This window comes from Pseudomonas sp. Irchel s3a10, assembly GCF_900187525.1.
GTDB lineage: Bacteria > Pseudomonadota > Gammaproteobacteria > Pseudomonadales > Pseudomonadaceae > Aquipseudomonas > Aquipseudomonas koreensis_G.
Map to the genome: position 1 here is coordinate 64,835 of NZ_FYDR01000007.1, position 12,283 is coordinate 77,117.

8 protein-coding genes are annotated in these 12,283 nt (G+C 61.8%); 5 read left to right on the forward strand and 3 right to left on the reverse strand.

The window, feature by feature from the left end:
• Nucleotides 1-91 precede the first annotated feature (91 nt).
• The 3 genes from dxs to CKW11_RS20630 all read right to left on the reverse strand — a co-directional run bounded on the left by dxs (nucleotide 92) and on the right by CKW11_RS20630 (nucleotide 3,208).
• Nucleotides 92-1,990, reverse strand: a complete 1,899-nt coding sequence (gene dxs, locus CKW11_RS20620; RefSeq protein ID WP_095139130.1) for a 1-deoxy-D-xylulose-5-phosphate synthase — start codon at nucleotides 1,988-1,990, stop codon at nucleotides 92-94.
• Between the two features lie 91 nt (nucleotides 1,991-2,081).
• Nucleotides 2,082-2,969 carry a (2E,6E)-farnesyl diphosphate synthase gene (gene ispA, locus CKW11_RS20625; RefSeq protein ID WP_095139132.1) on the reverse strand — a complete coding sequence of 296 codons (888 nt, stop codon included), beginning with the start codon at nucleotides 2,967-2,969 and terminating at the stop codon, nucleotides 2,082-2,084.
• On the reverse strand, nucleotides 2,966-3,208 hold the full coding sequence (locus tag CKW11_RS20630) for an exodeoxyribonuclease VII small subunit (protein WP_003228627.1): 243 nt from the start codon (nucleotides 3,206-3,208) through the stop codon (nucleotides 2,966-2,968). The genes ispA and CKW11_RS20630 overlap by 4 nt, the downstream gene beginning before the upstream one ends.
• 228 nt (nucleotides 3,209-3,436) lie before the next feature.
• Between CKW11_RS20630 and CKW11_RS28245 the strand changes: the two genes are divergently transcribed.
• From CKW11_RS28245 to CKW11_RS20660, 5 genes are all read left to right on the forward strand, one after another.
• Nucleotides 3,437-4,252: a hypothetical protein gene (locus CKW11_RS28245; RefSeq protein WP_143500063.1), complete on the forward strand. Its 816-nt coding sequence runs from the start codon at nucleotides 3,437-3,439 to the stop codon at nucleotides 4,250-4,252.
• Between the two features lie 281 nt (nucleotides 4,253-4,533).
• Nucleotides 4,534-5,325: a YfaP family protein gene (locus tag CKW11_RS20645; protein ID WP_095139138.1), complete on the forward strand. Its 792-nt coding sequence runs from the start codon at nucleotides 4,534-4,536 to the stop codon at nucleotides 5,323-5,325.
• A gap of 38 nt (nucleotides 5,326-5,363) precedes the next feature.
• Nucleotides 5,364-7,076 (forward strand): DUF2138 domain-containing protein, encoded by a 1,713-nt coding sequence (locus tag CKW11_RS20650; protein WP_095139140.1) that lies wholly within the window; start codon nucleotides 5,364-5,366, stop codon nucleotides 7,074-7,076.
• Nucleotides 7,061-7,711 carry a DUF1175 domain-containing protein gene (locus CKW11_RS20655; protein WP_095139142.1) on the forward strand — a complete coding sequence of 217 codons (651 nt, stop codon included), beginning with the start codon at nucleotides 7,061-7,063 and terminating at the stop codon, nucleotides 7,709-7,711. The genes CKW11_RS20650 and CKW11_RS20655 overlap by 16 nt, the downstream gene beginning before the upstream one ends.
• Nucleotides 7,708-12,282, forward strand: coding sequence for an alpha-2-macroglobulin (locus tag CKW11_RS20660; RefSeq protein WP_095139144.1), 4,575 nt, complete (start codon nucleotides 7,708-7,710; stop codon nucleotides 12,280-12,282). Before CKW11_RS20655 ends, CKW11_RS20660 begins: the two co-directional genes overlap by 4 nt.
• Nucleotide 12,283 lies beyond the last annotated feature (1 nt).

A 12,283-nucleotide genomic window follows, 5' to 3' on the forward strand; every position in this document is an offset into this window, starting at 1 on the left:
GCTTGCTCGCGAAGACGGTGTATCAGTCAACTCATCATCGACTGATCCGACGCCTTCGCGAGCAAGCCCGCTCCCACATGGGTATTGCGTGTTACTTGTTGAGCAGTTCCAGACGCTCGCGAATCGACGCTTCGATCCCCGCTTCATCCAGCCCGCACTCGGCCAGCATCTGCGCCGGTTTGGCGTGCTCGACGTAGATGTCCGGCAAGCCCAGGTGCAGCATCGACTTGAGAATGTTCTCGCGCGCCAGGAACTCGCTGACCGCGCCACCGGCGCCGCCCATGATCGCGTTCTCTTCGATGGTCACCAGCAACTCGTGGCTGCCGGCGATCTCGCGCACCAACGCTTCATCCAGCGGCTTGACGAAACGCATGTCAACCACGGTCGCATCGAGCTTCTCGGCGACTTTCAGTGCTTCGGTCAGTTGCACGCCGAACACCAGCAGAGCGACTTTGCTGCCCTGGCGGCGGACGATGCCCTTGCCGATTTCGATCGGCTCGAGATCCTTGTCGATGGTCGCGTTCGGGCCGGTGCCGCGCGGGTAGCGCACCGCCGCCGGGCCGTTATACAGGTGGCCGGTGGTGAGCATTTTGCGTAGTTCGTTTTCGTCGCTCGGGGTCATGATGACCATGCCCGGGATGCAGCGCAGGTAGGACAGATCGAAGCTGCCGGCGTGGGTCGGGCCGTCTTCGCCCACCAGACCGGCGCGGTCGATGGCGAACAGTACGTCGAGGTTCTGCACCGCCACGTCGTGCACCAACTGGTCGTAACCGCGTTGCAGGAACGTCGAGTAGATCGCCACCACCGGTTTGGCGCCTTCGCAGGCCATGCCCGCAGCGAACGTCACGGCGTGCTGTTCGGCAATCGCCACGTCGAAATAGCGCAGCGGGAAGCGTTCGCTGAACGCCACCAGGTCCGAGCCTTCCTTCATCGCCGGGGTGATCCCGACCAGACGCGGATCAGCTGTGGCCATGTCGCAAAGCCATTCGCCGAACACCGCCGAATACTTGGGCCCGCCGGCCTTTTTCGGCGCAGCGGCCGGGGCGTCGACCGGTTCGAGCTTGGTAATCGCGTGGTAACCGATCGGGTCGACTTCCGCCGGGGCGAAGCCTTTGCCTTTCTTGGTGACGATGTGCAGGAACTGCGGGCCCTTCAGATCGCGCATGTTGCGCAGGGTGGCGATCAGGGTCGGCAGGTCGTGGCCATCGATCGGGCCGATGTAGTTCCAGCCCAGCTCTTCGAACAGGGTGCCGGGAACCAGCATGCCCTTGGCGTATTCTTCGGTGCGACGGGCGATTTCCCAGGCGCCGGGCAGGCGCGACAGGACTTTCTTGCTGCCTTCACGCATGCTCGCGTAAGTGCGGCTGGAAAGGATCTTCGCCAGATAGTTGGACAAACCGCCAACGTTGCGCGAGATCGACATGTCGTTGTCGTTGAGGATCACCAGCATGTTGGCGTTGACTTCCGGCGCATGGTTCAGCGCCTCGAAGGCCATGCCGGCGGTCAGCGCGCCGTCACCGATCACCGCAATCGCCTTGCGATCGCTGTCTTGCAGGCGGGCGGCAATCGCCATGCCCAGCGCTGCGCTGATCGAGGTGCTCGAGTGGCCGACGCCAAAGGTGTCGTACTCGCTCTCGGCGCGACGCGGGAAGGCGGCGATGCCGTCCTTCTGACGCAGGGTTTCCATGCGCTGGCGGCGACCGGTGAGGATCTTGTGCGGATACGCCTGATGACCGACGTCCCACACCAGCCGGTCATCCGGGGTGTCGAAGACGTAATGCAACGCGATGGTCAGCTCGATGACGCCCAGGCCGGCACCGAAATGCCCACCGGTCTGGCCGACCGTGTAGAGCAATTCCAGGCGCAACTCATCGGCCAGGGTTTCCAGCTCGGCTTCGCCTAACCGGCGCAGGCCGTCCGGCGTGTTCGCGCGGTCGAGCAGGGGCGTGGTCGGGCGCTTGCGGGGAATCTCATGAAACGTCGTGGGCATCAGGCGAATCGTTATAGGTATAAAAGATGCGGCAGTTTACCTGATGCATCGCCCCCTGCCCACGCGTTGGTCTTTTTTGGCAGGTTGGCGTTCAGTTACGCCGCTCGACGATATACCGGGCCAGGTCGCGCAAAGGCTCGGCAGCCGCGTCAAACGGTCGCAGTGCGTGCAGGGCCTGATCGCGCAGTTCCAGAGCGTAGACCTTGGCCGCGTCCAGCCCCAGCAGGGCCGGGTAGGTCGGCTTGTCGCGGGCGATGTCGGCGCCCTGGCGTTTGCCAAGGGTTTCGGTATCGCTTTCGACGTCGAGAATATCGTCCTGCACTTGGAAGGCCAGACCAATGGCCTGTGCATAAATCTGCAGGGCCTTGAGTTCATCCTGCTCGGCACGGCCGCTGGCCAGGGCGCCGAGCTTGACGCTGACTTCGATCAGCGCGCCGGTCTTGTGTCGGTGCATCTGCTCCAGCGCTTGCTGATCCAGCTTCAGGCCGACCGAACCGAGATCGATGGCCTGACCGCCGACCATGCCCGCCGGGCCTGCCGCGTGCGCCAGCGCCGTGACCTGTTGCAGGCGAATCTCGGCGTCGAGGTTACTCAGACGCGGGTCGAGCAGAGCGCTGAAGGCCAGGCTCTGCAAACCGTCGCCAGCGAGGATCGCGCAGGCTTCGTCGAACTTCTTATGAGTCGTTGGCTGGCCGCGACGCAGATCGTCGTCGTCCATCGCCGGCAAATCGTCGTGCACCAGCGAATAAGCGTGGATCAGCTCCACCGCGCAGGCCGCGCCGTTGGCTTGCTCAGCCTTGCCGCCCAGCGCTTCGCACGCGGCGTAGGCCAGCAGCGGACGCACGCGCTTGCCGCCGATCATCACGCTGTAGTGCATCGCCTCATACAGGCGCGACAGCTCCGGCAGCGGAGCCTTGAAGAGGATTTCCAGTGCCGCATTGACCCGCGCCTGGCTGGTCGCCGAATACGCCGCAATCATTCTGGCTGTTCCGCGTCGAAGGGTTCCTCGGCGAGTTCGCCATCGCGCTCCAGCAGCACTTGCACCTTCTGCTCGGCCTGGGCCAGCGCTGCCTGGCAGTCACGGGTCAGACCGATGCCCTGCTCGAAAGCGGTCAGCGAGTCTTCCAGCGACAATTCACCGTTCTCCAGACGCTCGACCAGTGTTTGCAGGTCGGCGAGGGACTGTTCGAAATCCAGTGCAGCTTTTTTGCGGGCCATGGCGGCGATTTCCGGTTGACGTTAAACCGGCGCGACACTAGCAGATAGGGGGTTTATGGGCAAATGAGCGGCCCGCTACGTTCGTGCAAATTCTAATGTGCCAGACCAAGATTTTTCCTAGGTTTTTGTATTAACAGAATCAGCATGTGTTGGCATTCGATTAAGGTCGTAGAGAAGAAGGAGTGGCGGTGTGCCATCTTCAAGGTGTCTATAAAGGAGATAACCCAGATGGATGTTGCACGCTGCACTTTGAATGGTGAGAGCTACACCGTTCGGCAATTTGAAGGTTTAAGTGAACACCATGTCGCACAGCTTCGCCGTTTTTTGGCTTGCCCAGTATGCGCTGGCCCGGCGTTCTATCGAAAAGAGTCAACAAGTGGGCAGGCGGCTTGCTTTGGTGCTAGACCACACGCGCCTGGGTGTTCCTTGGCCGCCGCAGAACCACGATATCGTGGAGGTGCAGGACCTGATCAAGTCGAGCGCATTAATTCAGGTGAACGGATTGAAATCGATTTTGTTTACGGTGCAGGCCCAGTAACTCATGTAAATCCGAATGAACCAGCGAATCCACAAGGACGAGGAGGGCGATTCGTAGGAGGAGGAAGCGGTCCTAGTAATGCCGTCATGCATCGACGTCTAAGCACGTTGTTAAAAAATCTTATGCACAGTGATGGTTTCAGGAACTCAGACCAATTAATTGCCATGCCAGCAGGTGAGTTCCGAGTCAGGAACTTTTTTGTCGAGTTCTCTGATATCGACGGGAGTCATGAAGGGGCGTATCGCGGCTACTGGGGCATGATTTCCGATGCTAAGGGCGATGGTGGCGGAAGCCTTTGGTTAAACAGTGGCGGACGTGATGATGTGAGTATCGTGATTCCCAATGAACTTGTGAACGTGTTCGCGCAGCGGTTCAACGTCGACGATATTGAGGAATTGGCGGGTGCTTATGCGCTTTTCCTGGGTGAGCTAAAAATCTCGCAAAACGGTAAGGCTTATTTGGCGTGCAATGATATTCAGGCGATTTCCGTGAGTCTCGCCGAGTAACAATGGGTCGAGAGATCTCAACTTTGTAGCCCTTCACATGCTTATTCGGCTCATTATGTGAGCCGAATAAGTCCGCTATTCGGCTCACGCCCAACAACCCTGCGTGATTCCCACCGCAAATCCAGATGTATCCGATTGTTAAAAAACTGCCGAATCGCTAATCTTCGCGCCTTCTACGACCCTATATTCACGGGGTCTTTCAGACGAAACGCAGTTAACATCGCTGTGAAGTACCGAGGATCGGGTGCAAGGTTTCGTTCAGGCATGGCAGGAGGCAATACATGCGTTCATTTCTTTGGCTGCTGATCGGCCTGGCTTGCGCGCCTGCGCTGCTGGCGGCGCCGAGCGCTGAACTGTCGGAACCGTCCGGCGGCTGGCGTTACAACGGTCTGCTCGACCGCAGTGAAAACCCGCAAGTCGCCTACCCCACGCCGCCGATCGATCGCGGCATTCAGCGCAATCGCACGATGATCCAGGGCCAGCTCAAGGCCATCGGCAATCAGCGCGGGCCGCACACGCTGGCGGTCAACGGCAATCCATTGAATCTGTACACCGACGATGACGGGCGGTTCGCCCGGCCGTATGCGTTTGGCGCCGGTTCCAACAGTGTCGAAGTGCGCAGCGCCGAGGGCCAGTCGCTCAAGCGCGTGCAGTTCTATGAAGCGAACAACCTGCGCACCCCGGTGAAGATCCGTGTGGTGCTCGGCTGGGACGATCCCAAGGCCGAACTCGACCTGCACATCATTACGCCCGACGGCCAGCACGCGTTCTTCGCCCATACGGCGCTGAGCAACGGCGGTGGTCTGGACCCGGACGGTGTCGATGGCCCCGGCCCGGAAATGTTCACCATGACCGCGCCGCTGCATGGCACCTATCTGGTTTACGTCAACTATTGGGGCAACTTCGGCGACGGCGGCTATAACTTCGAGGAGGCCAGCAATCAGAACGAGGTGATCACCTCGCAAATCACGCTGGTGCTCAACGAAAACACGGTCGACGAAAGACGTGAAACGTTCATCGTGCCCCTGCGGGCGATCGGTGATCTGCTGCTGGTCAAGACTTTCAACTATTAAGCATCCCGCACCACGGATGAACTTCGGGTTTTGTGAACATGAGTGATAACGCTGCTTCTCCGGCCGTCCCGACAGCTGCCGGCCAACCTTCCCGGCGCTGGCCGGCGCTGCTGATCGGCCTGGTTCTGGTGGCCGGGGTGGCCGGTGGTCTTGGCTGGCTGCTGCATAAACCCAAGGTGCCGGCGGCCATACTGGCAAGTGACAAACTCGGCCTGAGTCGTCCGGATGCGCTGCTGGAAACCCGCTCCCTGAGCCAGTTGCCCAAGGACCTGCTGACGGTGCCGTTCCTCAAGGCCACGCTCACCGAGGATTTCGTCTTCTATTACGAAACCCACGCCGACCGCCTGGGGTTGATCGGCAGCCTGCGCCGGATCATTTACGAACACGACCTGAAGCTGCAGGACAGCCTGATCGAGCAGCTTTTCGATCAACCGGCCGACGTCGCGCTGTGGCGTGGCGTCGATGGCCGGCTCAAGAATTTTCTGTCGGTGATGGATCGCGGCGGCTTGGCGAAGCTGCTCGAACCGCTGGCGAAAGTGGCGCTGGACGATTCGCAACTCAGCGTCTTCGGCAGCCTCAAGGTCGGCAGCGACGAAGTGCCGCTTTACCAGCTCAGCTACAACGCCAGCAAATCGCTGCTGTTCGCTTCGCGCGGCGACAAACTGGTGGTGCTGTCCAACCCGAACAAATATTACGACCCGGCCAACGGCGAGTCCGAGGAGTCGGGACATGTCTCGCCGCAAGCGCTGGCGGCCTTACTCAATGGCGACAAACTGTTCCCCGAGGCCTTCGGATTGCCGGCCAAGGCGCCGGAGATCAAACAGCGTCTGTCGGTCAATTCCAGCGTCCTTGCGATGGGCTATCAGCGCTTCATCCCGAACTTCGCCGGGCTGCGTTTCGACATGGATGACAAGGGCTGGCACAGCTACCTGGCCATGGACGAACTGGAAAACCAGCCGGACTTCGATTTCAAACCGGTGTGGCAAGCCATGCCGCTGGGCGCCAGTGCCTGCGTGACCTTGCCGGTGGCGGCCGAACCGCAGAAACCGCTGTTGGTGAAACTCGGCGCCGACGAAGCCGTGGCGCAGAAACTCACCGAGCATGTGGCCGGTGCGGCGGGCCTGTGCTGGTACGCCGATTCGCGATTGTACACGCCGTTGCTGGTCGCCAGTCTGAAGGATGAGGACAGCAGCAAGCTCGATGGCGACCTGGGCACATTGTTCGGTTCGATGGTGGGCGCCTATGAGTCGAATGTCGCCGAACACGCGTTCCCGGTAGTCGAGAAACAGGAAGGGCAGAGCCATGTCTGGCAGCGTCAGGTCAGCTCGAACTTCGGCCCGTACGCCGCCAAGACTGCCGAGAACCCGGCCGCGATCAGCGGGCGCGCGTTCATGAAAGTCAGCCTCGCCCGCCATGGTTCGACGCTGCTGTTTTCCCTCGACGACAAACTGCTCGACAAGGCTCTCGGTACCCTCGACAAACGCTTCCCGCCGATGGCCGACGTGCTGCCGAAAGATGTGCTGATGCCGATCTACTTCGGCCCGGATTCGATGGCGCAACTGATGCAGCAGGAAACCCTCGACAGCCTGCCGCAGGACATGGAACCGGTGTTCTACAACGCCGCGCAAACCTACCTGATTCCGAAACTGCGCACCCTCGGCGGCTACGGCAAATACGCGTTGACCTTGCCTGAAGGCAGCGAGCCTGACGGCCACTGGCAATGGCTGCCGCTGGAATGGAAAGCGCTGTGACTGGATTGATCCGTAGCCTCGGCTTGCTCGCGCTGTTCTTGAGCGCGGGCGTGCGAGCCGTCGAATCCCCAGCGCTAGATCCGGCGCAATCCCAGGTCTTTCGCGCCTGGTTCGTGCGCATCGCTCAGGAGCAACTGAGCCAGGGCCCGAGCCCGCGCTGGTATCAGCAGGACTGCGCCGGGCTGGTGCGTTTCGCCGCCAACGAAGCGCTGAAAGTCCACGACGACAAATGGCTGCGCAGCAATGGCCTGTCCAATCGCTACCTGCCGCCGGAGCTGACGCTCAGCGACGAGCAGCGCAAGCTTGCCCAGCAATGGCAGCAGGGCGGCGGCAAGGTCGGGCCGTACGTCAACGCGATCAAACTGATTCAGTTCAACAGCCATCTGGTCAGCCGCGACGTGTCCCAGGCACGCCCCGGCGACCTGATGTTTTTCGATCAGGGCGACGACCAGCACCTGATGATCTGGATGGGCCGCTACATCGCCTATCACACCGGCACGACCACCCCCACTGACAACGGCATGCGTTCGGCAAGCCTGCAGCAACTCATGACATGGAAGGACACCCGATGGATACCCGACGCAGCCAACCCCAACTTCATCGGCGTCTATCGACTGAACTTTCTCTCCCAATGACCGGTGCCCGCATGTTGCGACTCTGCGCTCGAATTCCTCTGCTGCTGGCGCTGTTGCTGCCATTGGCGACCGTCAACGCTGAAGACTCGGTGGAACCGAGCGGCTACACGCCGGTCGCCGGTGAAAGTTTCTTCCTGCTGGCCGACAGCAGTTTCGCCGCCGACGAGCAGGCGATGGTGCGTCTCGAAGCACCGGGCCGCGACTATCGGCGCTTCCGCATGGAACCGTATGGCGGCGCCGACATTCGCGTGTACCGGATCGACAAACCGCTGGATTTCCTCAAGCGCCAGAAGAACCTGCATCGCGTGGTCAGCGACGGCCAGTTCAAGGGCGAAGGACTGTCCAACACCCTCGCGTACCTGTGGGACAACTGGTACCGCAAATCGCGGCGGGTGATGCAGCGTGCGTTCTCTTACGAGTCGCGCAAGCAGGTCACCGAAGAGGTGCCGGAGCTGAAGATGGGCACCGCCATCGCCGCGCCGACCCCGTACGACGCGCAGCCGCAATTCGCGCTGATTCCGGGTCTGCCGGTGGTCAGCCAGTTCCGCTATCCGCTGTGGCAGGCCAAACCGATCCAGCCGCCGGCCGGTGTCAATCTGGCCGGGTCTTCCAGCGAGTTCGTTAGCGTTGCACCGGGTAACGTGTACATCCCGCTGGGCAACCTGAAGCCGGGCCTGTACCTGGTCGAAGCGCTGATCGGCAAGTACCGCGCGACCACCATGGTGTTCGTTTCCAACACCGTGGCGGTGAGCAAGATTGCCGGTGACGAATTGCTGGTCTGGGCCGCACGCAAACACGAAGGCAGTTCGGTGCCGAAGGTCAATGTGCTGTGGACCGACGGCCTCGGCGTGATGAGCAGCGGCGCCACCGATGCCGATGGTTTGCTGCGTCTGAAACACGTCAGCCCCGAGCGTTCGTTCGTCATTGGCGAGGATGAGGAGGGCGGTGTATTCGTCTCCGAGAACTTCTACTACGACAGCGAAATCTACGACACCAAACTCTATGCGTTCACTGATCGACCGCTGTATCGCCCGGGGGATTGGGTGTCACTGAAGATCGTCGGTCGCGAGTTCAAGAATGCGCGGGATTCGGTGCTGCCGGGCGCTGCTGACGTCAACGTCAGTGTGCTTGATGCCACCGGCACCGAGCTGCAACGCCTCGACCTGAAACTCGATTCCAAGGCCGGTACTCAAGGCCGGTTCCAGTTGCCGGATAACGCCGTGGCCGGTGGTTACGAGATCCGTTTCAACTACAAGGATCAAGCCTACAGCAGCGCCTTCCGCGTGGCCGAATACATCAAGCCGCACTTCGAGATTTCGCTGAATCTGGCCAAGCAGGATTACCGCACCGGCGAGCCGGTGAAGGGCAGTCTGGTGCTGCTGTACCCGGACGGCAAACCGGTCGCCAACGCCAAACTGAGCCTGAGCCTGCGTGCCCAGCAACTGTCGATGGTCGACAACGAGCTGCAATACCTCGGGCAATTCCCGGTGGAGTTGACCAGCACCGAACTGACCACTGACAGCAAGGGCAACGCGACCCTCGACCTGCCGGCCGCCGACAAACCGAGCCGCTACATGCTCACCGTGTTTGCCAGCGATGGCGCGGCGTATCGGGTCAAGACCACCAAGGAAATCCTCATCGACCGTGGCGCCGCGAGCTTCCGTCTGAGCGCGCCGCAACGCTTCAGCGCGGTCAACGATAAGGTCGCGTTCAGCTACGCCAACGAAGGTGGCAGCGAGCAGAGCAAAGCCGTGACCCCGAGCAGCTACAGCTGGGTGCGCCTGGAAGACCAGAGCACCGGTGAAGGCAAACTGGCGGCGACGGACAAGGGCTTCAACATCGCCTTCGAACGTCCGGGCACTTACAACCTGACGCTGAAAGATCAGCACGGTCGCGTCCTCGGCGCCACCGGCCATTCGGTCACCGGCGACGGTGTCAAAGCGGTGCCCGGCACCGTGGAGATCGTCCTCGACAAGCCCGAGTACAAGGCCGGCGATGAAGCGCTGGCGCTGATCACGTTCCCCGAGCCGGTCAGCGATGCACTGCTGTCGCTGGAGCGCGACAAGGTCGAAGCCACTGCGTTGCTGGCCAAGGGCGGCGACTGGCTGAAACTGGAAAAACTCAGCGACACCCAATACCGCGCGCGCATTCCGGTGAAGGACAACTTCGCGCCGAACCTGACCTTCTCCGTGCTGTACACCAAAGGCGGTCAGTACAGTTTCCAGAACGCCGGGATCAAGGTGATCGCGCCGCAAATCGACGTGGCGATCAGCACCGACAAAGCGGTGTATCTGCCGGGTGATACCGTGACCGTTGACCTGACCACGCAGTTCGCCGGCAAAGCGGTACCGGCGCACCTGACCGTCAGCGTCGTCGATGAAATGGTCTACGCGCTGCAACCGGAAGTCGCACCGACCATTGACCAGTTTTTCTATCACCCACGGCGTAACAACGTGCGCACCAGCGCCAGCCTCTCGTTCATCAGCTATGACGTGGCGTTGCCGGGCAGCCCCGGCGCGCCGGGCAAGGCCAATCGCAGCGAACGTGGCGTGAAAGTACTGGAGCGGCCGCGTCGTGAAGACGTCGACACCGCCGCATGGCAGCCAGAGTTGTTGACCGGTGCCGACGGCAAAACCCGTTTCACCTTCAAGATGCCGGACTCGCTGACCCGCTGGCGCATCACTGCCCGGGCCATTGCCGATGACGGTCAGGTCGGGCAGAAGAAGCAGTTCGTCCGTTCGGAAAAACCGCTGTATCTGAAGTGGAGCGGGCCGAGCAAATTCCGCAAAGGCGATCAGCCACAACTTGGTGTATTCGCCTTCAGCCAGGCCGAAAAACCGGTCAAGGCTGAACTGGTCACCCATTACGCTGGCGCCGAACAGCGCCTGCCGGTGACTCTGAACAACGGCATCAACTATGTGCCGCTGCCAGCGTTCGCCCTGGCCTCGGGTGAGTGGACCGCCGAGCTGGTGCAGGACGGCAAAACCGCTGACGCCCTCGCCGTGCGCCTGAGCGCGACCGGTGACGGCTGGCAAGTCACGCAAACCCAGAGCCTCGATGTGGCCAGCGGCGACACCCCGTTGAGCCTGCCGGCTGACGCCACGGACATTCGTCTGCGTCTGGATGACAGTCCGCAAGCGCTGTTCCGTTCCGCGCTCGACGATCTGCTGAACTACCCCTACGGCGGTGTCGAGCAGACCGCCAGCCGCTTGCTGCCGCTGAGCATCGCTTATCCGTCGCTGGCGTCGAGCCCGCAGATCCGCGATCGCCTGCGCCTGATCATGCAGAACAGCCGTCTGCGTCTGGTGCAAATGGCCGGGCCGTCGGCGAGCTTCACCTGGTGGGGCTTCGACGGTGAACCGGACGCCTTCCTCACTGCTTACGCCTACTACGCCGACTGGAACGCCAGTCAGGTGCTGGAACTGACCCTGCCGCCGGAGCATTGGCAGCGAGTGCTGGAGGTTTACGCCAAGCAGGCGCCGAACACGCCGCTGCTGCAGCGGGCGCTGATCCTGTCGTTTGCCAAGCAGATGCACCTGCCGGTGAACACCTTGCTCAGCGGTTTGATGGACGATCTGGCCAAGGCCGGTGAGGGCAACGCCGAAACCCTGATGGACGACGGCGAAGACAGCCTGGTGATGAGCGACCCGGATTCGGCGCTCGGTCTGGCGGCGGCGCGGGTGTTGACCGCGGCGCTGGCGACCCAGTCGAAAGTCGCGTTGCCGGAGGCATTCAATCGTCAGGTCGGCGCTGCGCAACAGCGTCTGGCGGTGAGTTCGCAGCCATTCGCCGAAGCGCTGAACCTGTCGCTGCAAGCGTTCGATCAGACCCGCGCGACGGCGTTGCTGCAACGTCTGTTGCCGCAGCAATCGACCCTCGAACGCGCCCTGGCGCTGAGCTGGTTGCAACGCAGCATCGCTCAGGCGTCGCCGACCATCGCGCTGCTGCCGGGTGAAGGCTGGAAGAAAAACTACGGCGCGACCGGCGAGATGTTCTGGACCTGGCAGGGGGCGACACCAGTGCCGAGCGTGTTGTCGGTGTCCGGTACTCAGGAGCGTCCGCTGCGCGCGGCGCTGAGCTTCCAGACCCAGCAACCGGCCGTCGATCCAATGGCCGTGACCATCACCCGGCGCCTGTCGCGACTGGTGCCGGGCGATGAAGCGTTCACCTTCAAACTGGAGCCGGTCGGTAGCAAACCGCTGTCCAGCGACAGCCTGTATCTGGACGAAGTGATCCTCACCAGCAAGGCGCCGAAACCGCTGCGCTACGGCATGCTCGAAGTGCCGCTGCCACCGGGCGCCGATGTCGAGCGCACCACCTGGGGCATCAAGTTGCAGGGCAAGGACGGCACCGAGCCGACCGCGCTGGAAAAGGCACGCTTCGAGCCGGGGCAATTGGCTTACGCGGTGCCGGTGGATGCGCTGAGCGGCGAACTGCGTCTGCGCCATCTGGTGCGCTTCTCGCAGAAGGGCCAGTTCAACTTGCCGCCGGTGCGTTTCACTCAGGTCTACGCGCCGCAGCATCAGGCCCAAGAAGCGAAAGCCGCCCTCGGTCAGGTCACGGTCAACTGAC

What these genes read in the sequence shown, in the direction of transcription:
- dxs (WP_095139130.1), bottom strand. Translation starts at nt 1,990, where the DNA reads ATGCCCACGACGTTTCATGAGATTCCCCGCAAGCGCCCGACCACGCCC.
- ispA (WP_095139132.1), bottom strand. Translation starts at nt 2,969, where the DNA reads ATGATTGCGGCGTATTCGGCGACCAGCCAGGCGCGGGTCAATGCGGCA.
- CKW11_RS20630 (WP_003228627.1), bottom strand. Translation starts at nt 3,208, where the DNA reads ATGGCCCGCAAAAAAGCTGCACTGGATTTCGAACAGTCCCTCGCCGAC.
- CKW11_RS28245 (WP_143500063.1), top strand. Translation starts at nt 3,437, where the DNA reads ATGGATGTTGCACGCTGCACTTTGAATGGTGAGAGCTACACCGTTCGG.
- CKW11_RS20645 (WP_095139138.1), top strand. Translation starts at nt 4,534, where the DNA reads ATGCGTTCATTTCTTTGGCTGCTGATCGGCCTGGCTTGCGCGCCTGCG.
- CKW11_RS20650 (WP_095139140.1), top strand. Translation starts at nt 5,364, where the DNA reads ATGAGTGATAACGCTGCTTCTCCGGCCGTCCCGACAGCTGCCGGCCAA.
- CKW11_RS20655 (WP_095139142.1), top strand. Translation starts at nt 7,061, where the DNA reads ATGGAAAGCGCTGTGACTGGATTGATCCGTAGCCTCGGCTTGCTCGCG.
- CKW11_RS20660 (WP_095139144.1), top strand. Translation starts at nt 7,708, where the DNA reads ATGACCGGTGCCCGCATGTTGCGACTCTGCGCTCGAATTCCTCTGCTG.